Consider the following 25,687-nt stretch of genomic DNA (forward strand, 5'->3'; position numbering starts at 1 on the left):
CCGCCCGAGGTTTCGGGGCTGCGGTCGGACGGAATGCTGACCGTCGCCCCGACATGCGCGATCCGAGGCGAGACGAGGAGCCCATGGCGTTTTCGGTGACCTCTGAAGTGGGACGGCTGCGGCAGGTCATCGTGCACCGCCCCGGACTGGAACTGGACCGGATCACGCCCTCCAACAACGACGCCCTGCTGTTCGACGACGTGCTGTGGGCCGAGCGGGCGCGCGAGGAGCACGACGCCTTCACCGCGCTGCTGCGCGACCGCGGCGTCGGGGTGCACCTCTTCGGCGACCTGCTCCAGGACGTCCTGGCACTGCCGGAGGCCCGCGCCTACGTACTGGACTGCGTGTGGGACGAGCGGTTCTTCGGCCCCATGGCGGTCGGCGCGCTGCGCGCGGCTTTCGAAGCCATGGACCCGGCGAGCCTGTGCCGATTCCTCATCGGCGGCATCACCAAGCGCGAACTGCTGGAGCGCATCGCCGAGCCGCGCTCGGTGTGGCTGCACACCCTCGGCCCCGACGACTTCGTCCTCACCCCGCTGCCCAACCACCTCTTCACCCGCGACACCTCCTGCTGGATCGGCGGCGGCGTGTCGATCAACGCAATGCGCAAGAAGGCGCGGCGCCGCGAAACCATCCACTACGAGGCCGTCTACCGCTGGCATCCGCGCTTCGCCGGCGCGGACTTCGAGCTGTGGAACCCGGGACACGCCTGGGGCCCGGCCACCGTCGAAGGCGGCGACATCATGCCGATCGGCAACGGGGCGGTGCTGGTGGGCATGAGCGAGCGGACCCAGCCCCAGGCCGTGGAGATGCTCGCCCACGAGCTGTTCGCCCGCGGCGGCGCCCGGCGGCTGCTGGGGCTGCGGATGCCCCAGGCCCGCGCCATCATGCACTTGGACACGGTGATGACCTGCGTCGACCGCGGCGTGTTCACCAAGTACGCCGGACTCGGGATGCTGCCCTCCTACACCGTCGAGCCCGGCGACACCGGCAAGGGGCTGAAGGTCACCGACCACCCGCCCGAGCGCATGCACGACGCCGTCGCCGAGGCGGCCGGGCTCGACGAGATCACCGTGCTCACCCCGACCCAGGACGTGTTCTCCTCCGAGCGCGAGCAGTGGGACGACGGCTGCAACGTCGTCGCGCTGGAGCCCGGCGTGGTCGTCGCCTACGAGCGCAACGCCGCGTCCAACGCCTATCTGCGCGGGCACGGCGTGGAGGTGTTGGAGATCAGCGGCAGCGAACTGGGCCGTGGACGCGGCGGCCCCCACTGCATGACCTGCCCCCTGGAGCGGGACGAATAGGCCGGTGACGGGGCCGCCGAAGCCCCTGCGGATGCGACGGAGCCCGGTATCAGTGCCGTGCGCGTCCCGCGCCGTCCGGCGCTGGGGTTCCGCCCGAGCCCCGATGCGCCCCGCACACGGTTCAGCGTGCCCGTGCGGGATCGTCCCGAGCCCCCGGATCGGCGGCGTTCCGGCCCCGGGAGGAGGCGCCGCGGCGCGGCACCGCCGCCACCGCGGCCGCCAGCGCCAGCATCCAGGCCAGCGCGTCCACGGCCGGCTGGATCAGGATCATCGCCGGCCCGACGACCGTCTGCCGACCCACCCCGGCGCCCGCCTGCAGCAGCAGCCACGCGAACGGCAGCGCCGCTGCCGCGAGGTGCACCGACAGCGCCGCCCACATCAGCCGCGCCCGTGCGGGACGGCGGCGGACCAGCACCACCCCGCCGACCGCGAGCACCACCAGCGGCGGTCCCAGCGAGCGGATCAGCGCCACCGACGGCACCCCGATGAACTCCACGCGCACGACCTTATCGGGCGGGCGTCCGGCCGGGGCCCCGCCCGCCCGCAGAAGCCGCGGGTCGGGCCGCGCGGGCGGGGCTCACTCCCAGCGGAAGTACCGCGCTGCCAGCACCGCGCCGACCGCCGCCCAGACCGCCAGCACCGCGACGGGCACCGCCGACGGCGCGGACCCGTCGGCAAGCACGCCGCGCAGCCCTTCGGACAGCGCGGTGATCGGCAGCGCCTCGACCACCGGCTGCACCGCCGGGGGAAGCCGGCCGGTCGGGAAGACCACCCCGCCCAGCCCCAGCAGCACCACGTAGACGAGATTGGCCGCCGCCAGGGTCGCCTCCGCCCGCAGTGTCCCGGCCATCAGCAGCGCCAGAGCGGTGAAACAGGCCGTGGCCAGCAGGACCAGCAGCACCGCGTAGGCGGCGCCGGCCGCGTCGGCCTGCGGGCTCCAGCCCAGCGCCGCGGCGGTGGCGCAGATGAGCACGATCTGCACGGTCTGCACCGCCAGCACCGCCAGGGTTTTGGCCGCCAGCAGCCCGCCGCGCGGCAGCGGTGTGGCGCCCAACCGCTTGAGTACTCCGTAGCGGCGTTCGAACCCCGTGCCGATCGCCTGGCCGGTGAAGGACGTGGACAGCACGGCCAGCGCCAGCACACCCGGCGTGAGGAAGTCCACGCGCGGCCCCGGCCCCAGATCGAGCACGGGCGTGACGCTGAAGCCCGTCAGCAGCAGCAGCGGGATGACCATGGTCAGAAGCAGCTGCTCGCCGTTGCGCAGCATGATGCGCAGCTCCATGGACGCCTGCGCGGCGACCATGCGGTGCGGCGGCGCCGCCCCGGGAGCGGGGGTGAACACGTCGGTTTCGGTGCGGGATCGGATCATGGTCAGCGCAAGTCTCGGCCGGTGAGTTCGAGGAAGACGTCTTCGAGACTGCGCCGCTGCACGCGCAGTCCTTCGGGGGACACGCCGTTGGCGGCGCACCAGGTGCCCACGGTGGCGACCAGTTCGGGGCCGACCCCGTCGCAGGCCTCGGCGGTGACGGCGTATTCGGTGCGCGGGGCGGCTGCGCGCCCTTCGCCGGGCTCGCGCCCGTTCTCGCCGCGCCGCTCGATCCGGGTGGAGGCGGGCAGCGCGGCCCCCAGCGCGGCGGTGTCCAGGCCGGCGTCGGCACGGAAGCGCAGCTCCTGGCGGGAGTCGGTCAGCTCGCCGGGGGCGTCGGCGGCCACGGTGCGGCCGTGGTCGATGATCACCACGTGGTCGGCGAGCCGTTCGGCCTCCTCCATGTAGTGGGTCGTCAGGACCACGCCGACCCCGCTGTCGCGCAGTTCGGCGATGAGGTCCCAGGTGGCGTGGCGGGCCTGCGGGTCCAGTCCGGCGGTGGGCTCGTCGAGGAAGACCAGCTCGGGGCGGCCCACCACGGCCGCGGCCAGCGACAACCGCTGCTGCTGGCCGCCGGAGAGGCGGCGGAAGGGCGTCGCGGCCGCGGAGAGCAGGCCCAGGCGCTCCAGCAGCGCGCCGGGCGGGACCGGGCGGGCGTGGAAGGAGGCCACCAGGCGCAGCCACTCGCCGGCGCGGGCGCCGGTGGGCACGCCACCCGACTGCAGCATCACCCCCACGCGGGGTTTGAGCGCGGCGGCGTCGGCCGCGGGGTCCATCCCCAGTACCCGCACCCGGCCCGCGTCGGCGCGCCGGAACCCCTCGCAGGTCTCGACGGTGCTGGTTTTGCCGGCGCCGTTGGGACCGAGGAGCGCGGTGACCGCGCCGCGGGCCGCGGAGAACGTCAGGCCCGCCACGGCGGTGGTCGCGCCGTAGCGCTTGACCAGATCGGTGGCCTCGACCGCGGCTGTCTCCATGGCACCCGAGTCTAGGGCGGGGGGCGGGCCGACCTGCACCGGCCCGGCACCGGCGAAGTACCGACTGCCCCGAGGGGGTTCGGCCACGAATAAGGCGTGGCCGACCCGAGGGGGTTGGTGGTGGCGCAGGCGTGGCCACCCCGAGGGGGTGGTCACCGTCAAGGGGCGGCCGGCCCGAGGGGGTGAGCTGCGGCAATGGGGCGCAACTCGCCCAGCGAGTGAGCCAGCTTGCCGCCGAGCGCACGCCGCACCTGCGAGCAGGAGCCCGGCCCCGGCGCGCTGGTGATTCGGGCCCTGGGGTGGTGGGGGCGACGGGTGGGAATCACAGCCCCCTGTGGTTGTTGTCCTGTCCGGGTAGGTGGCCGCGGCGCCGCAGCCGTGGTCCGGCCGCAACGCCGGTCAGGCAAGGCTGTCCTGCGTGATCGACCGCATCGCGGGGCGTTTGCCTGCCGGGACTTATTTACGCCACACTGATGTTGTGAAAAACGTGGGGAACCGAGAGCAGCCAGAGGAAGGCGCCGTCGCCGGCGCCTCTGCGGCCGCGCCCGGTCCCGAACGGGGTGCCGAGAACGGAACGCGCGCACGTGTCGCGCGGCTGATCCTCGAGCACGGGCCGATCACCGCCGCCATGCTGGGCGAGCGGCTCGGCCTCACCCCGGCGGCCATCCGCCGCCACCTCGACAATCTGATGAACGACGGCATGGTCGAAGCCCGCGACTCCCGCAGCCGCGGGCGCCGCGGCCGCGGCCGGCCGGCCCGGGTCTTCGCGGTCACCGAGGCCGGGCGCGACGCCTTCGTGCACGGCTACGACGACCTCGCCGCCAGCGCGCTGCGGTTCCTCTCGGAGAAGGCCGGATCCCAGGCCGTCGCCGAGTTCGCCCGGCGCCAGGTCGGCGACCTGGAACGGCGCTACCGCCCGATACTGGCCGCCGCGCCGCCCCAGCAGCGCATCCGGCTCCTGGCCGAGGCGCTGTCCAACGACGGCTACGCGGCCTCGGCGGGCGAGGCTCCGGCGCCGGGCGGCGGCGACCAGCTGTGCCAGCACCACTGCCCGGTGGCCCACGTCGCCACGGAGTTCCCCGAGCTGTGCGAGGCCGAGGTCGAGGTCTTCGAGCGGCTGCTGGGCACTCCGGTGCGGCGGTTGGCCACCATCGCCCACGGCGACGGCGTGTGCACCACACACGTCACCCCGCGCGACATCAGCGCGGCCGATCCCCCTCCCGCGGGGGAGCCGGTCCAGTCGCGCACCGATGAGAACACGTCCGCCCCGTCCCGGAAGGGGCAAGGGCGGGCAACGTCAGATGAAGGACGTCTGAGTCCAGGAGGATCCGCGTAATGACGTCTACCGCGCACCCCGAGCTCGACGGGCTCGGCACCTACGAGTACGGCTGGGCCGACTCCGATGAGGCCGGCGCCTCCGCTCGCCGCGGCGTGGACGAGGATGTCGTCCGCGACATCTCCGCCAAGAAGGACGAGCCGGAGTGGATGGAGAAGCTCCGTCTCAAGGCGCTGCGCCTGTTCGGCAAGAAGCCGCTGCCCGAGTGGGGTGCCGATCTGTCGGGGATCGACTTCGACAACATCAAGTACTTCGTGCGGTCCACCGAGCAGCAGGCCGCCTCCTGGGAGGAGCTGCCGGAGGACATCAAGAACACCTACGACAAGCTGGGCATCCCCGAGGCCGAGAAGCAGCGCCTGGTCGCCGGTGTCGCCGCGCAGTACGAGTCCGAAGTCGTCTACCACCAGATCCGCGAGGACCTGGAGGCGCAGGGCGTCCTCTTCCTCGACACCGACACCGCGCTGAAGGAGCACCCCGAGCTCTTCCAGGAGTACTACGGCACGGTCATCCCGCCCGGCGACAACAAGTTCGCTTCCCTCAACACCGCCGTGTGGAGCGGCGGCTCGTTCATCTACGTGCCCCCGAACGTGCACGTCGAGATCCCGCTGCAGGCCTACTTCCGGATCAACACCGAGAACATGGGCCAGTTCGAGCGCACGCTGATCATCGTCGACGAGGGCGCCTACGTCCACTACGTCGAGGGCTGCACCGCGCCGATCTACAAGACGGACTCGCTGCACTCGGCGGTCGTGGAGATCGTCGTCAAGAAGAACGCCCGCTGCCGGTACACGACCATCCAGAACTGGTCGAACAACGTCTACAACCTGGTCACCAAGCGCGCCGTCGCCTACGAGGGCGCCACCATGGAGTGGATCGACGGCAACATCGGCTCCCAGGTGACGATGAAGTACCCGGCGATCTACCTGATGGGCGAGCACGCCAAGGGCGAGACCCTGTCGGTGGCCTTCGCGGGCCAGGGCCAGCACCAGGACGCCGGCTCCAAGATGGTGCACTGCGCGCCCAACACCTCCTCGACCATCGTCTCCAAGTCGGTGGCGCGCGGAGGCGGGCGGGCCTCCTACCGGGGGCTCATCCAGGTGCAGGAGGGCGCCGACCACGCCAAATCCACGGTCAAGTGCGACGCGCTGCTCATCGACACCGAGAGCCGCTCGGACACATACCCCTACAACGACATCCGCGAGGACGACGTGGAGATGGGCCACGAGGCCACCGTCTCCAAGGTCAGCGAGGACCAGCTCTTCTACCTGATGAGCCGCGGTCTGGACGAGGACGAGGCCATGGCGATGATCGTCCGCGGGTTCGTCGAGCCCATCGCGCGCGAACTCCCCATGGAGTACGCGCTGGAACTCAACCGGCTGATCGAGCTGCAGATGGAAGGAGCGGTCGGTTAAGCATGGCCAGCCCCAATCTCGGAATCCGCGAGCACTCCCACGGCGGGGAGGACGTCCCCGTTTCGCACCTGGACGTGCACGGATCCTTCGAGTCCGCGAGTTTCCCCGTGCCCAACGGGCGCGAGGAGGAGTGGCGCTTCACGCCGCTGCGCCGACTGCGCGGCCTGCACCAGGGCCGCGAGATCGCCGACGGCACCGTGACCGTCGAGGTCTCCGGTCCTGAGCAGGCCGTCGTCGAGCGGGTGGGTCGCGACGACCCCCGGCTCGGCGCGTCGTTCCTGCCCAGCGACCGCGTCAGCGCCCTGGCCTGGGAGAGCTTCACCGACTTCAACCCGGCCACGGTGGTGACCGTGCCCAAGGACACCGAGCTCACCGAGACGGTGTTCGTCAAGATCACCGGCACCGAGCACGGCGACGCCTACGGTCACACCGTGGTGCGCGCCGAGCCGCACTCGGCGGCCACCGTCGTGCTGGAGTACGCCGGCTCGGCCGTCTACGCCGACAACGTCGAGTTCGTCGTCGAGGACGGCGCTTCGCTGACGGTGATCAGCCTGCAGGACTGGAACGACGACGCCGTCCAAGTCTCCCACCACTACGCCACGGTGAACCGCGACGCCCGCTTCCGCAGCTTCGTGATCACCCTCGGGGGCGACCTGGTGCGCCTGTCGCCCAGTGTCCGCTACAGGGGCACCGGTGGCGACGCCGAGCTGCACGGCCTCTACTTCACCGGCGCGGCCCAGCATCACGAGCACCGCTCGCTGATCGACCACAACGTGTCCAACACCCGCAGCCGCGTCGAGTACAAGGGCGCGCTCAGCGGCGAGGACGCCCACGCGGTGTGGATCGGCGACGTCATCATCGGCGAAGGCACCACCGGCACCGACTCCTACGAGCACAACCGCAACCTGGTGCTCACCGACGGGACCCGGGTCGACTCCGTGCCCAACCTGGAGATCTTCACCGGTGAGGTCGAGGGCGCCGGCCACGCCAGCGCCAGCGGCCGCCTCGACGACATCCACCTGTTCTATCTGCAGTCGCGCGGCGTCCCCGCCGACGAGGCGCGGCGCCTGGTGATCCGGGGCTACTTCCAGGAGCTCATCGGCCGTATCGAGGTCCCCGAGCTGCGCGACCGCATCATGGACGAGGTGGAGGAGAAGCTGGCCCGCCATGAGTGACGGTTTCACCCGTGTGTGTTCGCTGAGCGACGTCCCCGACGAGGGCGCGCTGGGCGTGGAGGTCGGCGACACGCCGGTGGCGGTGGTGCGCAGTGAGGGCGAGGTCTACGCCATCAACGACATCTGCTCCCACGCCGAGGTGAACCTCTCCGAGGGCGAGGTCGAAGACGGGACCGTGGAGTGCTGGCTGCACGGCTCCTGCTTCGACCTCGGCTCGGGCAAGCCGATCAACCCGCCGGCGACCCGGCCGGTCGCCACCTACGCAGTGCAGATCGACGGCGACGACGTCCTCGTCGCGCTGGACACCCAGAGTTCAAAAGGCTGAATCGCATATGACGAAGTTCGAAATCCGCGGGGTGCGGGCCGACGTCCTCATCGGCGCCGAAGAGCGCCAGGAGATCCTCAAGGGCGTGGACCTCACCATCGACTCCGGCGAGACCCACGCCATCATGGGCCCCAACGGCTCCGGCAAGTCGACCCTGGCCTACGCCATCGCCGGCCACCCCCGCTACGAGATCACCGACGGCGAGGTGCTGCTGGACGGCGAGAACGTGCTGGAGATGAGCGTCGACGAGCGCGCTCGCGCCGGCCTGTTCCTGGCCATGCAGTACCCGGTCGAGGTCCCGGGCGTGTCCATGTCCAACTTCCTGCGCAGCTCGGTCACCGCGGTGCGCGGCGAAGCCCCCAAGCTCCGCGCCTTCTCCAAGGAGCTGCAGGAGAGCATGGGCAACCTGTCCATCGACTCCTCCTTCGCCTCCCGCGGCGTCAACGAGGGCTTCTCCGGCGGTGAGAAGAAGCGCCACGAGATCCTCCAGCTGGAGCTGCTCAAGCCGAGCATGGCGATCCTCGACGAGACCGACTCGGGTCTGGACGTCGACGCGCTGAAGGTCGTCGCCTCCGGCATCAACCGCGCGCGGGAGTCCGGCGAGATGGGCGTCATGCTCATCACGCACTACACCCGCGTCCTCAACTACGTCCAGGCCGACCACGTGCACGTGTTCGCCGGCGGCCGCATCGCCGCCTCCGGCGGGCCGGAGCTGGCCGACACCCTGGAGTCCGAAGGCTACGAGCGTTTCGCGAAGGCAGCGGCGAAGTGACGACGAGCGAGCTGGGGCGCCTCGACGTCGAGGCGGTGCGGGCGGACTTTCCGATCCTGACCCGCACCGTCCGCGACGAGCGCCCGCTGGTGTATCTCGATTCCGGAGCGACCTCGCAGAAGCCCCGGCAGGTCCTCGACGCCGAACGGGACTTCTACGAACGCCACAACGCGGCGGTGCACCGCGGCGCGCACCAGCTCGCCGAGGAGGCCACCGACGCCTACGAGAGCGCGCGCGCGACCATCTCGGCGTTCGTGGGTGCCCGGCCCGACGAGATCGTGTTCACCAAGAACGCGACCGAGGCCATCAACCTGGTGGCCTATGCCATGAGCAACGCCGCCACCAGTGGCGAGGCCTACGCCCGCTTCGTCGTCGGCCCCGGCGACGAGATCGTGGTCACCGAGATGGAGCACCACGCCAACCTGGTGCCCTGGCAGCAGCTGTGCCAGCGCACCGGCGCGACGCTGCGGTGGTTCCCGGTGACCGCGGAAGGCCGGCTGGACCTGAGCGGCATCGACGAGCTGATCAACGACCGCACCAAGCTCGTCGCGCTCACCCACCAGTCCAACGTGCTGGGCACCGTCAACCCGGTCGCCGCCGTCGCCGAGCGCGCCCACGCCCACGGCGCGCTGGTGCTGGCCGACGCCGCGCAGTCGGTGCCGCACATGCCCGTCGACGTCGCCGAACTGGGTGTGGACTTCCTGGCGTTCTCCGGGCACAAGATGCTCGGTCCCAACGGCATCGGCGTGCTGTGGGGGCGTCCGGAGCTGTTGGCGGCCATGCCGCCGTTCATCTCCGGGGGGTCCATGATCGGTGTGGTCTACATGGACCACACCACCTGGGCCGACCCGCCGCAGCGGTTCGAAGCCGGCGTCCCCATGGCCCCGCAGGCCGTGGGGCTGGCCGCCGCCTGCGACTACCTCAGCGCCGTGGGGATGGACAACGTGCTCGCCCACGAGCAGGAACTGACCCGCTACGCGCTCAAGCGCGTGGGCGACCTGCCGGGCGTGCGCATCATCGGTCCGGTCGACTCTGAGGACCGCGGCGGCGCGCTCTCGTTCACGGTCGCAGACATCCACCCGCACGACGTCGGGCAGCTCCTCGACGACGCCGGCGTCGAGGCGCGCGTGGGCCACCACTGCGCATGGCCGCTGCACCGGTGCTATGAGACGGTGGCGACCACGCGGGCGTCGTTCTACCTGTACAACACGTTCGCCGAAGTCGACGCCCTGGCCGAGGGAATCCAGGCCGCGCAGCGGTTCTTCGGCACCGCGGCGGCACGCTAGGAGGGGCACAGGTCGCAATGCAGCTCGACTCCATGTACCAGGAGATCATCCTGGACCATTACCGCAACCCCCACAACAAGGGATTGCGGGAGCCGCACAACGGCGAGGCCCACCACGTCAACCCCACGTGCGGCGACGAAGTCACCGTGCGTGTGCGGTTGACGCCGGCCGCCGAGGGCGGCGCCCTCGACGGCGAGGCGACGATCGCCGACGTGTCCTACGAAAGCATGGGCTGCTCGATCAGCCAGGCCAGCGCCTCGGTGGCGACCGACCTGCTGATCGGTCACACCCTCGACGAGGGCATGCGCATGCTCGACGCGTTCACCGAGCTCATGCACTCCAAGGGCCGGGTCGATCCCGACGAGGACGTGCTGCAGGACGCGGTGGCCTTCGCCGGTGTGTCGAAATACCCTGCCCGTATCAAGTGCGCCCTGCTCGCCTGGATGGCGTTCAAGGACGCGACCGCCCAGTCCCTGGAAACGGAGAAGGAGGGCGCCTCATGACCGAACAGGAGTCCACCGCCACCGCGCCGGAGCCCTCCGGCGGCGATGCGCTGGCCGAGGAGATCGGCGAGGCGCTGAAGGACGTCATCGACCCCGAGCTGGGGGTCAATGTCGTCGACCTCGGTCTGCTCTACGGGGTCAACGTCGACGGGAACGTCATCACGCTGGACATGACCCTCACCAGCGCCGCCTGCCCGCTGACCGACGTCATCGAGGACCAGGCCAACAGCGCGCTCGACGAGTTCGAGCGCGAGGTCAAGATCAACTGGGTCTGGATGCCGCCGTGGGGCCCGGACAAGATCACCGACGACGGCCGCGACCAGCTGCGCATGCTCGGATTCAACGTCTGAGGACCGCGACCGAAGGCGCGGCCTCCGGCAGCCTCCACGGGCCCTGCTGAACGACCGGCGGGGCCCGTTCGCATGTCGGGGCGGTCGGTCCTGCCGCCGTGTGGGAGCGACGGTCTCGGACGGGTGGTCGGACGGCGTGGAGCCGCTGGTCTCCACGCATCCGCAGTGGGCACCGCGTAGACGTGCGTCTGCGCGCTCGCCGGTGTCAGTGCGCCGGCATGAGGGCGGGGCGCAGTTCGGTGGCGATGTCGGTGTCGCCGCGTTCGGCCAGGAAGTCCAGCAGGCCCTGCGGCTCCGAGGCGCGGGCGTCGGAGCCGTCCTCGCTGATGCGGTGGGCGATGATCTTCAGGGCGTCCTCGGTGGAGGCCGGCGCGGTGTAGCCGATCAGGTGCAGCGCACGGCTGGTCGGACTGTGCCCGCTGAGGTCGGCGGCGGGCAGGCGGCGCGCGTCCAGGCGGTCGCCGTTGACGGTCATGAACACCCGGTCACCCGGCTGCGCCGACAGCCGGCGCAGCAGCGGGCGCAGCGAGTCGAACGCCGGTTGGTCGCGCCAGACCAGCACCAGCAGGTCGGCGCCGGGAGCCGTGAGGCACAGCAGGCGGCCCGGCTGCAGCCCCAGATGCGTCGCATAGCCCGGCGGCACGGTGACCGGAGCGCCGTTGAGGTGGTCACCGGTGACGTCCACCCGGTGCCACCAGCGGCCGTCGGGTGCGCGGAAGCAGCGGGCCGAGTCGCCCACGCGCGGCGGCTGCGGCTGGGGTGCGGCCGGCTCGGGCTGCGGTTCGTCGGGGCTGTCCTGCAGCGGATCCTCGGCGCCCGGACGCCGCCGGATGGGCAGGCCGTTGGCGGTGGTGCTCCCCTCGGCGTCGGGCTCGGGGTCGGGCGGCGCGCCGTAGGAGGTGCCGGGTGGGGCGTTCTCCACCGGGATGGACGGGTCCACCATGACGTGGCCTTCGCGGATGGTCACCCCGGGCGTGCTCAGCAGCCACGCGCGCACGGCCTGCTGGCGGATCCCGATCCGCCCCAGCCGGACGGCGGCGTCGGAGGTGCTGGGTGCGTCTCCCAGCATCTCGCGGGTCTGCCAGCGCATCCGGTGGGGGTCGTCGGCCACGAGCCAGCCGTTGTGCAGTCTGCGGTCGGTGAACAGGGTGATCACCACCCGCCACAGCGGTGTGCCCAGTGCGGGAACCTCGACCGGGTGGTCGGGGTGGGCGCTGATGAGGTGGTCGACCGTGGCGGCCGCGCCGAGGTGCTCGGACAGCTCGCGCAGGTGCGTGGTCAGCGGCGCCCCGCCGGGAGAGCCCAGCCACTGCAGCAGCCGCTCCTCGACGGTGCGCTGCGCGTTGCGGATTTCGCGCACGTCCACGGATATCTGGTCGGCCAGCAGCCGGATGCTGACCGGTTCGGAGGCGAACAGGCGCTGGGCCGCGACGGTGCGCTCGGCGTCGCTCCAGTTGCGCAGGAACTCCTCCAGCAAGTCCACCAGCGGGTGCCGGCCCAGCTCGGGGGCGGGGGCCGGCTGCTCCTCGGTCTGCTGCTTGGGCGGGCCGAAGGACGGGCGGCGCAGAGCGCCGTCGGGTCCCAGGAGCGAACTGCGCGCGCCACCGGCGGTACCGGAGGTGCTGGGGGCGCCGGCGGTGCCGGGTGCACTGGGGCCGTCGGGTTCGGCGGGCGCGGCGGCGGGATCCTGCTCCGGCGCGGCGCTCCCGGCCCGGGGCTCCTCGTCGCGGTTGGCGCGCAGGGCGCGCAGCGTGCGGATCGCCCGGGTCGCGGGGCTCTGGGTCGACGGGGGCTCTTCGGCGTCGCCGGTTCCCGCGTCGCTTTCCGGGGCCGGTTCGGCTCCGGTAGCCGCACCGAGGTAGGCCATGGCGTTGTGCACGTGGTCCGGTGCCGACCGGGGCAGCCAGTTGGCCAGTGTGCGGACGGCCTCGACCATCAGCGCGGGGGAGGGGGTGGGAACGCGCGCCTCTTCGCCGGCCAGGGGTTCGATCGCGCGCCAGGTCGCGGTGCTGATGAGGTCCAGGGGCCCGCAGCTTTCGGGAAGGCCCCAAGAGGAGATGGCGGCGGGTGTGGCCGAGACGAGCCGCTCCCAGCTCCCGGCGGTGGCCAGCAGGGCGCCGCGTACGGGTTCGGCGACGTCGTCGAGGTCGACCCGCGCTGCGCGCAGGCACGGCAGGAATTCGCCCAGCTCCAGATGGCTCCACTGCTCCGCGGCCAGCCGGGCCAGTGAGTGCGACAGCCAGGTGCCTCCGGCGATGTCGAGGACCCGGGGGAGCGGCAGTGAACTCCACCAGCCCTCGACCAGCCGGGCGTGCCACAGGACCGGTCCCACCATTGCGGGGTCGCTCCACCGCAGTGCGGGAACGAGGTCGCTGAGGCAGATCGGGGAGACGGCGTTCATCTGCTTCAGACCTCGACCTCCGCGCGTTCTGCCCGCGGCGGGCGGCGCCCCGCGGGCAACATGTCCGTGCACAACAGTACGTCCACTCGACCGGCGCCGTGCGCCCGGGCGCCGGGCCCGCCGCGCGTCGGGAGCGGTGGGTGCCCCCGCTTCGCGGCGGCGCACCTTCGGATGATCGTACGTGTGAGCGCGGCGGTTGGGTAGTGGCGGAGCGGGTGCGATGCGGGGCACGGGTGGGCGGGCGGGCTGCGGGATCCCCGGATGGCGCAACGAACGCCCGGATGCCGCTTTCGTCCTGAAAATCAGACGAATGTGACCCGGATTACGCGGGCGGACGGGCCCGGGACGGGCATGCGCCCCGCGGCGACGTCCGTGCGGCCGGGGCGGCGACGGCTCCGGCGGCCCGGGGGCCGCCGGAGCCGGCCGGGCTTACGTCGCCAGGTTCGCCACCGTGGCCGGGTAGACCGGCACGCTCGCCGGGTTGCCGGGGTTCAGCGCCAGTCCAACGCCCTCCGGCATCGCCTCGGCGAGGTCGCGCGCGGCGAGCACGGTGTAGGGCAGTTCGGCGCTACGCAGTCCGAGTTGCTCCTCGGAGGTGAAAGCCGGGATGAACGGCGATCCCTCCAGTTCGAGCGTGGGCAGCGCGACCGAGCCGTCGTCCTGGGTGCCCGACCCCTCCGGCAGCGGCACCCATACCTGCCCCTCGCGCAGCGCCGCGATGAAGGCGCTGACGGGTTCCGGATCGGGAGACTCGGCGCCGGACTGCGCCAGCGCGCCCTGCAGCGCGTTCTCGACGTCGTTGGCGGGGAAGGACGCAGCCTGCTCGACCGACTCGCTGTTCTCCGGGGTGGCCTCGCTGTTGCTCATGCGGATGCAACGGCTCCTTGCATTTGTTGCGGGTGGAAGTCGCTCCGGCCGCCGCCCGCCCGGGAAAAGCGCCGGGGAATGCTCCGCATATCGGTCCTGGTGCAGGCGTGTCGGCGGTAGCCGGAGGTATGCTTATCGGGCAGGCCCTACCCTAGCCTCTCCCCGCTGACACATCTTCATCCGTGACGTGTGAGGGGCATCCCGTTGTCGAGCTCCCCGCGTGCCGCCGTGGGCCCTGGCACCGGTGCCCGTGGCCGAGCTGCATGATTGGTTGACGTGACTGACCTGGAGATGAATCCCCCCGAGGGCGATCAGGCGCAGCGTCCGGCAGCGATCCGCACCTACGTGGCCATCGGCGACAGCCTGACCGAGGGCCTCGACGATCTCGCGCCCGACGGCGAGTACCGCGGTTTCGCCGACCGCCTCGCCGAGCACCTGAGCGCCTCCGCGCCCGGCTTCCGCTACGCCAACCTGGCCGTGCGCGGACGCCGCATGCGGCACATCTTCGGCGATCAGCTCGAGCAGACCCTGGACCACAAGCCCGACCTGGTCACCGTGCACGCCGGCGGGAACGACGTGCTGCGGCCCAACACCGACCTCGACGACCTCGCCGCGCAGTTCGAAACCGGCGTCCAGCGGTTGCGCGACGCCGGGATCCGCGTCGTGATCCTCTCCGGCCACGACACGGGGTGGATCCCCGTCCTGCGCGTCTACCGCGGCCGCATCGCGGTGTTCAGTATGCACCTGCGCGCGATCGCCGAGCGAACCGCCAGCGACGTCGTCGATCTGTGGTCCATGGGCGCGCTCAACGACCCGCGCGCCTGGAGCGTGGACCGGCTCCACTTCAACGCCGAGGGCCACCGCGTCGTCGCCGCCCGGATCGCCGAGCTGCTCGGCGATCCCATGGGGCCGCGGGAGACCTGGTCGCGCCCGTGGGACACTCCGCCCGAGCGGCTTCCGCGCATCCTGCGCCGCCGCGAGAACTGGCGCTGGGCCCGCGAGCACCTGGTGCCGTGGATCAGCCGCCGCGCCATGGGCCGCTCCTCCGGCGACGGCCGCCGGCCCAAACGCCCCGAGCCCGTCGAGCTGGCCCCGGACCGTTCCGGCGCGCCGGACGACGCCCGCCCGCCGCGGGCCCCCGGGCGCGAACGCTCCGAAGGCCGCGCCCCCGGCGCCGAAAGCCGCACCCGCCCGGCGGTCGGAGACCGCGAACCCTACAGCGGACGCGGCTGAGGCGCCGGGCGCAGGCACCCTCCGGCGCCCCCGCGCGGCCGGGCCCGCCACAGGGACTTCGGCGATAGGTCCGGGGCCGCCTGGCGCGGGCGCCCGCCGGCCGCCGCGAGGTCGTCGACCCGGAGAGCAACCGCGGCAGAACCGCAGCACCTCGTGTGCGGCGGGGCGGGAGCGTGCGCCGCAGCGGCCGGTCCGGACGGTACCGCCACGGCACCGTCCGCCTACCCGGCCTCAGCCGGTTTCGGCGGCCAGGCTCTGGATCAGATCGCCCACGTGCACGATCCCGGTGCACTGGCCGAACTCGTTGACGGCGACGAGGTCGTCGTAGACGCGTTCGCGATCGCTTCCCGCGGCGCGCAGGGCCGCCATCGCCCGCACGGTGCGGGGCACCGTGCGCGGGGTGTCGGCCAGGCGCTGGGCCGGGCGCTTGGCGTGCAGGGCGTGGCCGTAGGGGCCGGTGACCGCGAGCAGGAACCGGGCCCGGTCGATGAGGGCGACCGGGCGGTCGCGGTGGTCGATCAGTACGACGCTGTTGAGCGCGGTGTCGCCGCTGAACGTGTCCAGCACCTCTTCGGCCGTCGCTTCCGGGCCCATGCCCACCGGCGGACGCAGGAACTCGGTGACGGGCGGCCCGGAATCGTGGCGGTCCCGGGCCGCCTCGACCGGCGCCTTGGGCACCGCGGCGACGCGCTCGCCGGGCGCCCAGCCCTCGTCGGCGAACAGCGGGCCCTGGGCCAGCCGCACCCCCGCCTCACGCAACCGCGCCACCTGCGCCTCGGAGGTCACCCCGGCCGCCATGGGAAAGACGCTGTTGCCGTGTCCGATGCGCGCCAGACCGTCGACCAGCGCAGCCATGCGCTCGTCGCCGGGCAGTCCCGCCACGATCCCGGGATCGATACGGAGCAGGAACGGGTTCGTCTCCAGCAGCAGGTCCGGCGGCACCGCGGCGGTGCCCAGCGCGCAGCGGAACCCCTGCTCCCGGAGCCGGGCGATCCCGCGCACCAGCGGCTCGCGGGGAACCCGGGGCAGGTCGGCCCCCAGCAGCACGGTGACGTCGCGGGGCCGCCGCCCGCAGCGGCGCAGCGTGTCCTCGAACATTCCGAGCACGTCGGGCGCCGCGGCAGCGGCCTGGGCGGGCAGGGGGACGATGAGCGGGAGCAGTGACTCGTGGCCGGTCGCACTGCGGACGAGCCGGGACAGCCGTTCGGCCGCTGCCGACGGATCGCCGGGCCACGCCGCCGTCCCGTCGGCCGCGCGGATATCGGCGTCCACGGCCAGGACCGCGCCGGAGTCGAGGTCGACGACGGGGCGGTACACCGGGGCCTCGCCGGACGCGCCGTCGACGGCGTCGCTCCGGTGGCCGCCGGGACCGGATTGGAGTTCGCTCACCGGGGACTGGAGGGACACAGGGCCATCATCGCGAACCGCGGTGCTGCTGTCAGGGGGCCGCGAAGCGAATTCAGGGGGACTTCCCCCGGAAGAGGGGAGGCGTTCACACGCGGGTGCCCGCGAACGCACGAAGGGCGGACGGGCGTGAAACCCGTCCGCCCTTCTCCGCGGCCGCAGGAGTGTCGGCTGCCTCCGCGGACGCCCTAGACGCGGCGGAACGCCACGGCGACGTTGTGGCCGCCGAAGCCGAAGGACTCGTTGACCGCGGCGACGGCGTCGGCGGGCATGTCGCGCGGCTTGTCGCGGACGATGTCGACCCGCACCTCTGGGTCGAGTTCGGCGATGTTGATCGTCGGCGGGATCCGGCCCTCGTACAGTGCCAGGACCGACGCGATGGACTCCACCGCGCCGGCGCCGCCGAGCAGGTGCCCGGTCATCGACTTGGTGGAGGTCACCGCCACGCGGTCGGTGGCGGAGTCGCCCAGGGCCTTGCGGAGGGCGACGGTCTCGCCGACGTCGCCGGCCGGGGTGGAGGTGGCGTGGGCGTTCACGTGGGCGATGTCGGAGGGCGCCAGCCCGGAGTCCCGCAGCAGCGCCCGGATGGCCTCCGACTGGCCGTTGCCCTCGGGGTCGGGCAGCACGATGTCGTAGGCGTCGTTGGAGTAGCCGGTGCCTGCGGCCACCGCGTATACGCGCGCGCCCCGCGCGGCCGCGTGCTCGGCCGACTCCAGGACCACCGTGCCCGCGCCCTCGCCCATCACGAAGCCGTCGCGCTGGGTGTCCCACGGCCGTGATGCGCCCTGCGGGTCGTCGTTGCGGGTGGACAGCGCGCGCATCGACGCGAAGGACGCCATGTTCAGCGGATGGATGGCGGCTTCGACGCCGCCGGCGATCACCACGTCGGCGCGGCCGCTGCGGATCATCTCGACGGCGTTGGCCAGGGCCTCGGCGCTGGAGGCGCACGCGCTCACCGGGGCGTGCGCCCCGGCGCGGGCCGAGAACTCCAGGGACACCGCGGCGGCGGGGCCGTTGGGCATCAGCATCGGCACCGTGAACGGCGAGACGCGCTTCCAACCGCGCTCGCGGAAGGTGTCGTACTGCTCCAGGATCGTGAGGATGCCGCCGATGCCGCTGGAGACCACGGCCCCCAGGCGCAGGGGATCGACGTCGGGGCCGCCCGCGTCGTCCCAGGCTTCCTGAGCCGAGATCAGCGCCAGCTGCTGGGTGCGGTCCAGGCGCCGCAGCCGCTGCCGCGGAAGCACCTCGGAGGGCTCCCGGGCGATCTGTCCGGCGAAGTGCACCGGGAGATCCTCGACCCAGTCCTCCTGGATCGTGTCGATGCCGGACCGGCCTTCGAGAAGTGCGGACCAGGTGCTGGCGACATCACCTCCCAGCGGGGTTGTGGCGCCGAGTCCCGTCACGACGACTTCGGTGGTGTTCATCGCTCCCAATCGCCCTTCTCGCTCGTCGGGTGGTCGATCTCCCGGCCTGAGTGGACGGGGGTGGCAGGTACGCGGGGCCGCGGAGGGCCCGGCCCGCCGGCCGGCTCGCGCGGGGCCGGCGGGCGCGACGCGCTACTTCTGGATGTAGGTGACGACGTCCTGGACCGTCTTGAGGTCCTTGAGCTGGTCGTCGGGGATCTCCACGCCGAACTTGTCCTGCGCGGCCACGGCGATCTCGACCATCGACAGCGAGTCGATGTCGAGGTCGTCGACGAAGCTCTTCTCCAGAGTGACCTCGCTGGCGGGGACGCCGGCGATCTCGTCGACGATCTCGCCCAGGCCGGCCAGGATCGTTTCCGTGTCGGTGTTGGCCATGTCGGGGGTTCTCCTTTGATGACTAGCGTGTCGGTCGAATACTGCCGCGGCTCCCGTCCCGGGTCCGGGCCGGCAACCGCGGAGGTCTAGGGAATCTCCAGCACCTGGGCCGAGTAGGTCAGGCCGGCGCCGAATCCCATGGTGAGCACGAGGCTCCCCGAAGGCAGTTCGCCGCGTTCGGACATGCGCGCCAGCGCAAGCGGGACCGAAGCGGACGAGGTGTTGCCCGCGGTGACGATATCGCGGGCGACGAGCGCCTGCGGCGCTCCGAGCTTGCGGGCGATCGCCTCGACGATGCGCAGGTTGGCCTGGTGGGGCACGAACGCCGTCAACCGGTCGGCCGTCACGCCCGCGCGGCGCAGCGCCTCGGCCGCGACGCTGTTGAGCTCGGTGGTGGCCCACCGGAAGACCGCCTGGCCTTCCTGGTAGAGGTACTTGTTCTCGCGCAGGTAGATCTTGTCGGCGCGTTCGCCCGAACTGCCCCACACCACGGGGCCGATGCCGGGTGACTCCGAAGCGGTGACCACGGCCGCGCCGGCGCCGTCGGCGAAGATCACGCAGGTGGACCGGTCGTCCCAGTCGAGCCAGTCCGAAAGCTTCTCCGACCCGATGACCAGAACGTTGCGCGCCGATCCCGATCGGATCGAATCGGAGGCCAGGCCCAGTGCGTAGCAGAATCCGGCGCATGCGGCGTTGACGTCGAAGGCGCCGGGTGCCTCGATGCCCAGGCGGGCGGACACGCGCGCGGCGGCGTTGGGGATCTGGTCGACCAGGGTGCATGTGGCGACGACGACCAGGTCGATGTCGGCGGGCGTCAGCCCGCTTGCGGCCAGCGCCTTGCCGCCGGCGGCCGCGGCCATCGACACCACGGAGTCGTCGGGGCCGGCGATGCGCCGTTCCCGGATGCCGACGCGGCTCTGGATCCACTCGTCGGTGGTGTCGACCCGGCGGGTCAGGTCCTCGTTGGTGACCACGTCGGCGGGCTGGTACTCGCCCAAGGCCGCGACACGGGCTCCGGCCGCCGCGGGGAGGAGGTTCATCAGAGCCGGCCTTCCTGTTGTAGGGCGGTGCTCCCGGCGTGCTCGCGCACGAGTTCGCGGGCGCGTTCCAGGTCGTCGGGGGTCTTGACCGCCAGCCGCTCGACGCCGGGCAGCCCGCGCTTGGCCAGGCCGGTCAGCGTGCCCGCCGGGGGCAGCTCGATGATCGCCGTGGCACCGAGGCCGGCCAGGGTCTCGGTGCAGGAGTCCCAGCGCACGGGCGTGCCGATCTGGTCGACCAGGCGCTGCAGGTACGTGTCGCCGCCGGTGATCACGGCGCCGTCGCGATTGGACAGCAGCCGGGTGCGCGGGTCGGTGGGCGCGATCGTGTCGGCCAGCCGCTGCACGCGCTCCACCGCCGGGGCCATATGGCGGGTGTGGAAGGCGCCCGCCACCGAGAGCGGGCGCAGCCGGGCGCGCGCCGGAGGGTCGGCCGCCAGCGCGTCGAGCTGCTCGGTGGTCCCGGCGGCGACGATCTGGCCCGAACCGTTGTCGTTGGCGGGCGTGAGCCCGTGGGTGTCGAGGGCGGCCAGCACTTCACCGCGGTCGCCGCCGAGGACGGCGGTCATCCCGGTGGCGGTGCGTGCGGCGGCTTCGGCCATGCCCCGGCCGCGCTCGGCCACCAGGGCCAGCGCGTCCTCGGGGCGGAGCGCGCCCGCCAGCGCCGCCGCGGTGAGTTCGCCGACGCTGTGGCCGGCCGCCGCGTCGATGTGATCGGGGGCGGTCTCGACATCGCCGAAGAGGGCGACTGCGGCGGCCAGGCCCGCGCCGACCAGCAGCGGCTGGGCCACCGCGGTGTCACGGATCGCGTCGGCGTCGGCGTCGGTGCCGTAGTGGCGCAGATCCAGGCCGGTGATCTGCGACCACCGCTCGACGCGATCGGCCGTTCCGGGGAGTTCGAGCCAGGGGGCGAGGAATCCGGGGACCTGGGCGCCCTGGCCGGGAGCAACGATGACAAGCACGCTACCCACCTTGCCCTGTGGAACCCCTCCGAACGGATGCGGACTGAGACGAAATATCCGGGCGGCGGTTTGTGACTCTTCTACAATGGGACCGTCGAGGGGAGCCGAAAAATGCGGCACTGGTCACACTGCAGGGCGGGATCGCCCGGCCGCAAGGGGACCAGGCCCCCGTTGCGGGCGCCGCGCAGTCCGCAGCGCCCGCGCGTCGATGCCAGGCTGGAAACGTGAGCACGGATTCCACCGACCGGTCCGACCGTACGGGGCAGCAGGCCGCCGGCGACGACGACGCCGTCCGGGCCGCCACCGTCCGGCGCCTGGAGCGCGCGATGGGCGATCTGGGCAGCGCCGCGGTCGCGCGCATGGAGAGCCGCCTGTCCTGGTTCCGGCGGATGTCGGCCGAAGACCGCTCGTGGGTGGGGCTGGTAGCCCAGTCGGGCGTGGCCGCCTTCGTCGAGTGGTTCAAGAACCCCGAGCGCGGGCGGCCGGCCATCGCCGTCGAGGTGTTCGGCACCGCACCCCGCGAGCTGACCCGCTCGGTCAGCCTGCAGCAGACGGTCGACATGGTCCGCGTCGTCATCGACGTCGTGGAGAGCCAGGTCGACGACCTCGCGGCGCCCGGCGGGCAGCGGCAGCTGCGCGAAGCGGTGCTGCAGTACACCCGCGAGGTCGCCTTCAGCTCCGCGAAGGTCTACGCCCGTGCGGCCGAGGCTCGCGGGGCCTGGGACGCGCGGCTGGAGGCGCTGGTGGTCGACGCGCTGCTGCACGGCGACCGCGAGCAGGGGCTGCAGACGTGGGGCTCGGCGCTGGGCTGGTCGCGTACCCCGGTGATGGCGCTGGCGGGCGGCCTCGGCGAGCAGGATTCGGAGAGCACGCTGGAGGATCTGCGTTCGGCGGCGCGCCGGGCCGGCCACGACGTACTGGCCGGCGTGCAGGGCGAGCGCGTCATCGCGGTCATCGGCATCAGCGAGAACCTCAGCGGCGACGCGGCGGTACTCACCGCCTCCGAGCCGCTGGCCGGCCTCTTCGGCGCGGGCCCGGTCGTCGTCGGGCCGGCCGTCAGCGACCTGCGGGTCGCCAACCGCTCGGTGCGCGCGGCGGTCAGCGGGTTGCGCGCCGCACTCGCCTGGCCCGACGCGCCCCGCCCGGTGCGGGCCGAGGACTTGCTTCCGGAGCGTTCCCTGGAGGGCGACACGGCCGCGCGCAGGCAGCTGGTCGAAGAGGTGTACCGGCCGCTGCGCAACGCGGGCTCGCCGCTTCTGGACACGCTCTCGGTGTATCTGGAGCACGCCTCGTCACTGGAGTCCACGGCGCGGATGCTGTTCGTGCACGCCAACACGGTGCGCTACCGGCTGGGCCGGATCACCGAACTGACCGGACACTCCCCGGGGGACGGGCGCGGCTCGTTCGTGCTGCGGATCGCCCTCACCCTGGGGCGGCTCTCCGAACGCGAGGAGTGAGCGCGGGTCCGGCGCGTCCCGCGCCGGACCCGCGTCCGATGCCGGCACGAGACGTGATCGTGTCTTGCCCCGGTGATTCATCCGCCCTATGTCGGGCAGGAAAAGGGACGAACACCGACAGACAGGGACTCTCTCTACCCCGGCGCCGTCACCGCCTCGTCGACCACCGGCCCGATGTGCGTACGCGGGTCTGCTACCTGCAGCCGCCCCCCGCGCTGTGATCGTCCGAAAGTCCGCGCAAGCGGGCACTTCGGCCGCCGAAAAGCGGATAGTGTCGACACCGGGAGGTCGGCGACGGGCCCGGTCGGGACCGGGGCGGGTCCCCGGGGCCCCAGCGCAGGGCCGACGCGGAGAACCGCGGCGCCTTGTTCGAGGGGCGGGGCGGGTGGACGGGGGGTTCCGTGGCGCGCAGCGTCTCTGTTCGACAGCGATGGCGGGTTCACCGGACGGCCCCGCTCGCACAGAAGCCGCAGCACGAGTTTGGGGGTGCCACAGCAGTGATGACCGGTCGCGTCAGGAAGCAGTTGAGCAGAGTTTCGGCGGCGCTGAGACGTCCGACCGAGTCCGGCCAGCTCCTGCGCCAGGTCCTGTTCTTCGTACCGACGCCGCTGCCCGTCCTCGTTCTGGCCGGGCTCATGGTCGGCGGCCGCCTGTCCGCTCCCGGATGGACCATCCTGCTCGCCGGCTCCGTGGCCGTGGCCTCGCTGCTGCTGGCGCTGATGGTCCAGCCCACGCCGCTGCCCGAAGGCCTCTCGGCCGAAGCCTCGGTGCGCCGGTCCCTGCACCGCTTCCGCCAGATCGCCTCCCTGCGCATCGCGCTGGCGCTGACCCCGGTCGCCGTAGGCGCCGGGGCCGCTCTCGCCGGGGGCGGCCTGCTTCCGCTGCTGGTGACGCTCGCCCTGGCCTGGCCCCAGCTGCTGCTGGCGGCACCGACCTTCTTCACCATCACCCGCGCCCGGCGGGCGATGGAGGCCTGGGGGACCCGCGCCTACCTCTGGGCGGCGCTGGCCCAGCCCGCTCCGGTGGAGTGGCCCGTCGCCACGGCGCTGGCCGCGCGCTACCGCACCTGGCAGCAGAAGCGCGCGACCCGGCAGACCGCTGCGGCCTCCGGCGCCGCAGCCGCCGGCGAGGACTCCGCGGCCGGCGCCGCAGCCGGTGGCGCCGGCGCGTCCGAGCGCACCGGGGCGACCGGCGAGGAGCCGCAGGACGAGCCGGGCGGTATCGTCCCCGGCCTGGCCGGCGGATCCGGCAGCGCCGCCACGGGGCCGCGTCCCGTGCCGCGCCAGCCGCGGTCGAACCGGCGCAAAGGTCCTGCGTCGCGCTCGGGCGGCAACCGCCCCAAAGCCAAGAACTGACCCGTTCGGCGTCGGCGGGCCGCTGCCCGGCGGGACCGCCGGCGCGCGGCCGCAGGGCGCCCGCCGGGGCCCGGCGGGTCAGCTGCGGGGGGTCGCCGCGAACGCCTGGACCAACTGGTGCTCGGCGAGGTCGAAGTAGTCCTCCAGCTCCCGCGCCGCCGATGCCCCGGAGCCGGCGGACAGCAGATCGTAGATCACGCGGTTGCGGTCGAGGTAGGGCGCGTAGAAGTCGCGCGGGGCCGCCATCACGTGGAAGGCCAGGCGTAGTTCGGCCAGCAGTTGGCGCATGGTCTCGTCGGCGCGCGGGCTTCCCAGCAGGCCCGCGACCGCGCGGTGGTAGGCCATGTTGGCGGTGCCGATGCCCTCCCAGTCGCCGCGGGCGCGCGCGGCTTCCCCTTGCTCGACCGCTGCGCCGACGGCGCCGAGGGCCCCGGCGGCCGCCTGCGCACCCGAGCGCACCGCGGTCAGCTCCAGCGCCCGGCGCATCCGGAACAGGTCCGCGACGTCCGCTGCGCCGGGCTTGGCCACGAAGACGCCGCGGTTGAACTCGTGGACGAGCAGCCGCTCGTGGCCCAGCAGGCGGAAGGCCTCGCGCAGGGTGTTGCGCGAGACCCGGAATTTGCGTCCGAGCCGCTCCTCCGACAGCCGCGCTCCCGGCGCCATCGCGCCGTTGATGATGTGGCCCCGGAGGAGGTCCGCGACGCGCTCGGCCGTGCTGGAACGCTCCAGTTCGTCCCCGGCCTCGGGAAGGTCGTCGATCCAGTCGCCGGCGGCGGTCACGCCCGTTTCCCCCTCCTTCTGCCTCGGCCCTGCGCCCATTGTCCCCGATGCGCCGGAGCCGCCGTACTCCGTCCGCCGGCTCGGACGCGGGGTAGGCGGCATTCGCCCGCACCCTGTGGCGGAACCCATCACATTGGAGTATTGTTCAACAATTCCACTGAGGGGTGTCGCACGCGAAGAGCCCCACACCTTCAGCCCCGTCCCCTGGAGGCCCCGCATGAGCGAGACCCCCGCGGCCGCTCGCACGCCCCGGCGCACCCCGCGCGTGCTGAGCAGCAGCCTGCTCGGCGCCATGTTCCTGATGGCCACCAGCGCCATCGGCCCCGGCTTCATCACCCAGACCACCGACTTCACCGCCCGGCTGGGCGCGGCGTTCGCCTTCGCGATCCTGGTGTCGGTCCTGGTCGACATCGCCGTCCAACTCAACGTCTGGCGCGTCATCGGCGTCACCGAGACCCGCGCCCAAGACCTGGCCAACAAGGTGCTGCCCGGGGCCGGATACCTGCTCTCCGCCCTCATCGTCTTCGGCGGGATCGTGTTCAACGTCGGAAACATCGCCGGAACCGCGCTGGGACTGGACGCCCTGGCGGGCGTCGACATGAAAGCGGGCGGCGCGCTGTCGGCCGCCGTCGCCGTGGCACTGTTCCTGCTGCGCGGCGCGGGCGTGGCCCTGGACCGCATCCTCGTCGGGCTGGGCGTGCTGATGATCGGCCTGACGCTCTACGTCGCGTTCGTGTCCCGCCCGCCCGCGGGCGAGGCCCTGCGCCAGGCGGTACTGCCCGGCGATGTCGGCGGCGACCTCTTCCTGGCCACCGTCACCCTCATCGGCGGCACCGTCGGCGGCTACATCACCTACGCCGGGGCCCACCGCCTCGTCGACAGCGGCCAGGGCGGGATCCGCAACGTCGACGCCGTCACCCGCACCTCGGTCGTGGGGATCGTCGTCACCGGCATCATGCGGGTCCTGCTGTTCCTGGCGGTGCTGGGGGTCGTCACCGGCGGGGCCGCCGTCCTCGACGCGCCCAACCCGCCGGCCGCCGCCTTCGCCGCGGCCGCCGGCGACACCGGAAAGCGCCTGTTCGGCCTGATCATGTGGGCCGCGGCCATCAGTTCCGTCATCGGCGCCTCCTACACCTCCGTCTCGTTCGTCTCCACGTTCTCCGCCGGGCTCACGCGCAACCGCAACTGGCTCGTGGCCGGGTTCATCGCGCTGTGCACCGCGCTCTACCTGGGGCTGGGCCAAGCTCCCCAGACACTGCTCATCCTGGCCGGCGCCCTCAACGGCCTGATCCTGCCGGCCGGCCTGGGCGTCATGCTGTGGGTGGCCGCACGGCACCGGCGCGACCTGCTGCACGGCTACCCCTATCCGGCCTGGCTGCTGGCGATCGGCGTCCTGGCCTGGCTGGTGACGGTCTACATCGCAGCCAACTCGCTGGGCGGCATCGCCGACCTGTGGAGCTGACGTCCGCCCCCGCCGCCCGGCCGGGCGGCTCACGCGTGCGCTCAGACGGGCGGCGCGGCCGCGCAGCGGGTAGCGGTGCGGCAGGCGGCGGACCGCCGCACACCGACGGAAAGGAACGGAACCG

24 protein-coding genes are annotated in these 25,687 nt (G+C 72.7%); 13 read left to right on the forward strand and 11 right to left on the reverse strand.

Annotated elements, in window-relative coordinates; translation table 11 throughout:
* The first annotated feature begins 83 nt into the window (after window positions 1-83).
* Entirely contained in the window at window positions 84-1,304 is a 1,221-nt protein-coding gene (locus HNR25_RS22610) for an arginine deiminase (protein ID WP_184638494.1), read from the forward strand.
* A 121-nt stretch (window positions 1,305-1,425) separates the two neighbouring features.
* On the opposite strand, the gene HNR25_RS22615 is transcribed toward HNR25_RS22610, so the two are convergent.
* The 3 genes from HNR25_RS22615 to HNR25_RS22625 form a co-directional block, all read right to left on the reverse strand.
* A complete protein-coding gene (locus tag HNR25_RS22615) occupies window positions 1,426-1,800 on the reverse strand; it encodes a hypothetical protein (protein ID WP_184638496.1) in 375 nt (124 codons plus the stop codon).
* 81 nt (window positions 1,801-1,881) lie between these two features.
* Complete coding sequence (locus HNR25_RS22620) at window positions 1,882-2,673, reverse strand: ABC transporter permease (protein ID WP_184638498.1); 792 nt, start codon at window positions 2,671-2,673, stop codon at window positions 1,882-1,884.
* Between the two features lie 2 nt (window positions 2,674-2,675).
* A complete protein-coding gene (locus HNR25_RS22625; RefSeq protein WP_184638501.1) occupies window positions 2,676-3,644 on the reverse strand; it encodes an ABC transporter ATP-binding protein in 969 nt (322 codons plus the stop codon).
* Window positions 3,645-4,131: 487 nt separating this feature from the next.
* Here HNR25_RS22625 and HNR25_RS22630 point away from each other — a divergent pair, with 487 nt between their 5' ends.
* Genes HNR25_RS22630 through HNR25_RS22665 form a run of 8 tightly spaced genes read left to right on the forward strand, consistent with a single transcriptional unit; the run spans window position 4,132 to window position 10,803 of the window.
* Complete coding sequence (locus tag HNR25_RS22630; protein ID WP_184638503.1) at window positions 4,132-4,980, forward strand: helix-turn-helix transcriptional regulator; 849 nt, start codon at window positions 4,132-4,134, stop codon at window positions 4,978-4,980.
* Window positions 4,980-6,392 (forward strand): Fe-S cluster assembly protein SufB, encoded by a 1,413-nt coding sequence (sufB, locus tag HNR25_RS22635; RefSeq protein ID WP_184638505.1) that lies wholly within the window; start codon window positions 4,980-4,982, stop codon window positions 6,390-6,392. Before HNR25_RS22630 ends, sufB begins: the two co-directional genes overlap by 1 nt.
* Window positions 6,393-6,394: 2 nt before the next feature.
* Window positions 6,395-7,567, forward strand: a complete 1,173-nt coding sequence (sufD, locus tag HNR25_RS22640) for a Fe-S cluster assembly protein SufD (RefSeq protein ID WP_184638507.1) — start codon at window positions 6,395-6,397, stop codon at window positions 7,565-7,567.
* The gene (locus tag HNR25_RS22645; RefSeq protein ID WP_184638509.1) at window positions 7,560-7,892 is read left to right on the forward strand and encodes a non-heme iron oxygenase ferredoxin subunit; all 333 of its coding nucleotides are present in this window, start codon (window positions 7,560-7,562) and stop codon (window positions 7,890-7,892) included. Before sufD ends, HNR25_RS22645 begins: the two co-directional genes overlap by 8 nt.
* Before the next feature lie 7 nt (window positions 7,893-7,899).
* Complete coding sequence (gene sufC / locus HNR25_RS22650) at window positions 7,900-8,664, forward strand: Fe-S cluster assembly ATPase SufC (protein ID WP_184638511.1); 765 nt, start codon at window positions 7,900-7,902, stop codon at window positions 8,662-8,664.
* A complete protein-coding gene (locus tag HNR25_RS22655) occupies window positions 8,661-9,950 on the forward strand; it encodes a cysteine desulfurase (RefSeq protein ID WP_184638513.1) in 1,290 nt (429 codons plus the stop codon). The genes sufC and HNR25_RS22655 overlap by 4 nt, the downstream gene beginning before the upstream one ends.
* A 17-nt stretch (window positions 9,951-9,967) precedes the next feature.
* Window positions 9,968-10,453: a Fe-S cluster assembly sulfur transfer protein SufU gene (gene sufU, locus HNR25_RS22660; protein WP_184638514.1), complete on the forward strand. Its 486-nt coding sequence runs from the start codon at window positions 9,968-9,970 to the stop codon at window positions 10,451-10,453.
* Window positions 10,450-10,803 carry a metal-sulfur cluster assembly factor gene (locus HNR25_RS22665; RefSeq protein ID WP_184638516.1) on the forward strand — a complete coding sequence of 118 codons (354 nt, stop codon included), beginning with the start codon at window positions 10,450-10,452 and terminating at the stop codon, window positions 10,801-10,803. The genes sufU and HNR25_RS22665 overlap by 4 nt, the downstream gene beginning before the upstream one ends.
* A gap of 205 nt (window positions 10,804-11,008) precedes the next feature.
* Here the strand turns inward: HNR25_RS22665 and HNR25_RS22670 are convergent, their stop codons facing one another.
* On the reverse strand, window positions 11,009-13,204 hold the full coding sequence (locus HNR25_RS22670) for a hypothetical protein (protein WP_184638518.1): 2,196 nt from the start codon (window positions 13,202-13,204) through the stop codon (window positions 11,009-11,011).
* Window positions 13,205-13,633: 429 nt separating this feature from the next.
* Window positions 13,634-14,071: an SseB family protein gene (locus tag HNR25_RS22675; RefSeq protein WP_184638520.1), complete on the reverse strand. Its 438-nt coding sequence runs from the start codon at window positions 14,069-14,071 to the stop codon at window positions 13,634-13,636.
* A 276-nt stretch (window positions 14,072-14,347) separates the two neighbouring features.
* On the opposite strand from HNR25_RS22675, the gene HNR25_RS22680 reads away from it, so the two are divergent.
* Window positions 14,348-15,304 (forward strand): SGNH/GDSL hydrolase family protein, encoded by a 957-nt coding sequence (locus tag HNR25_RS22680; RefSeq protein WP_312862694.1) that lies wholly within the window; start codon window positions 14,348-14,350, stop codon window positions 15,302-15,304.
* A gap of 231 nt (window positions 15,305-15,535) precedes the next feature.
* Here the strand turns inward: HNR25_RS22680 and HNR25_RS22685 are convergent, their stop codons facing one another.
* The 5 genes from HNR25_RS22685 to HNR25_RS22705 form a co-directional block, all read right to left on the reverse strand.
* Window positions 15,536-16,693, reverse strand: a complete 1,158-nt coding sequence (locus HNR25_RS22685; protein ID WP_184638522.1) for an EAL domain-containing protein — start codon at window positions 16,691-16,693, stop codon at window positions 15,536-15,538.
* A gap of 203 nt (window positions 16,694-16,896) precedes the next feature.
* Window positions 16,897-18,135 carry a beta-ketoacyl-ACP synthase II gene (gene fabF / locus HNR25_RS22690; RefSeq protein WP_184638524.1) on the reverse strand — a complete coding sequence of 413 codons (1,239 nt, stop codon included), beginning with the start codon at window positions 18,133-18,135 and terminating at the stop codon, window positions 16,897-16,899.
* Window positions 18,136-18,267: 132 nt separating this feature from the next.
* Entirely contained in the window at window positions 18,268-18,510 is a 243-nt protein-coding gene (locus HNR25_RS22695) for an acyl carrier protein (RefSeq protein WP_184638526.1), read from the reverse strand.
* Between the two features lie 86 nt (window positions 18,511-18,596).
* Window positions 18,597-19,550 carry a beta-ketoacyl-ACP synthase III gene (locus HNR25_RS22700; RefSeq protein WP_184638529.1) on the reverse strand — a complete coding sequence of 318 codons (954 nt, stop codon included), beginning with the start codon at window positions 19,548-19,550 and terminating at the stop codon, window positions 18,597-18,599.
* A complete protein-coding gene (locus tag HNR25_RS22705) occupies window positions 19,550-20,509 on the reverse strand; it encodes an ACP S-malonyltransferase (RefSeq protein WP_184638530.1) in 960 nt (319 codons plus the stop codon). The genes HNR25_RS22700 and HNR25_RS22705 overlap by 1 nt, the downstream gene beginning before the upstream one ends.
* A 224-nt stretch (window positions 20,510-20,733) precedes the next feature.
* Here HNR25_RS22705 and HNR25_RS22710 point away from each other — a divergent pair, with 224 nt between their 5' ends.
* Entirely contained in the window at window positions 20,734-21,966 is a 1,233-nt protein-coding gene (locus HNR25_RS22710; RefSeq protein ID WP_312862695.1) for a PucR family transcriptional regulator, read from the forward strand.
* 500 nt (window positions 21,967-22,466) lie between these two features.
* Window positions 22,467-23,321 (forward strand): hypothetical protein, encoded by an 855-nt coding sequence (locus tag HNR25_RS22715; RefSeq protein ID WP_184638532.1) that lies wholly within the window; start codon window positions 22,467-22,469, stop codon window positions 23,319-23,321.
* 78 nt (window positions 23,322-23,399) lie between these two features.
* Here HNR25_RS22715 and HNR25_RS22720 read toward each other — a convergent pair whose 3' ends face one another.
* The gene (locus HNR25_RS22720; protein WP_312862697.1) at window positions 23,400-24,101 is read right to left on the reverse strand and encodes a GntR family transcriptional regulator; all 702 of its coding nucleotides are present in this window, start codon (window positions 24,099-24,101) and stop codon (window positions 23,400-23,402) included.
* Between the two features lie 217 nt (window positions 24,102-24,318).
* Between HNR25_RS22720 and HNR25_RS22725 the strand changes: the two genes are divergently transcribed.
* Window positions 24,319-25,563 carry an NRAMP family divalent metal transporter gene (locus tag HNR25_RS22725; protein WP_184638537.1) on the forward strand — a complete coding sequence of 415 codons (1,245 nt, stop codon included), beginning with the start codon at window positions 24,319-24,321 and terminating at the stop codon, window positions 25,561-25,563.
* The last annotated feature ends 124 nt before the right edge of the window (window positions 25,564-25,687 follow it).

It is taken from the genome of Streptomonospora salina, from assembly GCF_014204715.1.
Classification (GTDB): Bacteria; Actinomycetota; Actinomycetes; order Streptosporangiales; family Streptosporangiaceae; genus Streptomonospora; species Streptomonospora salina.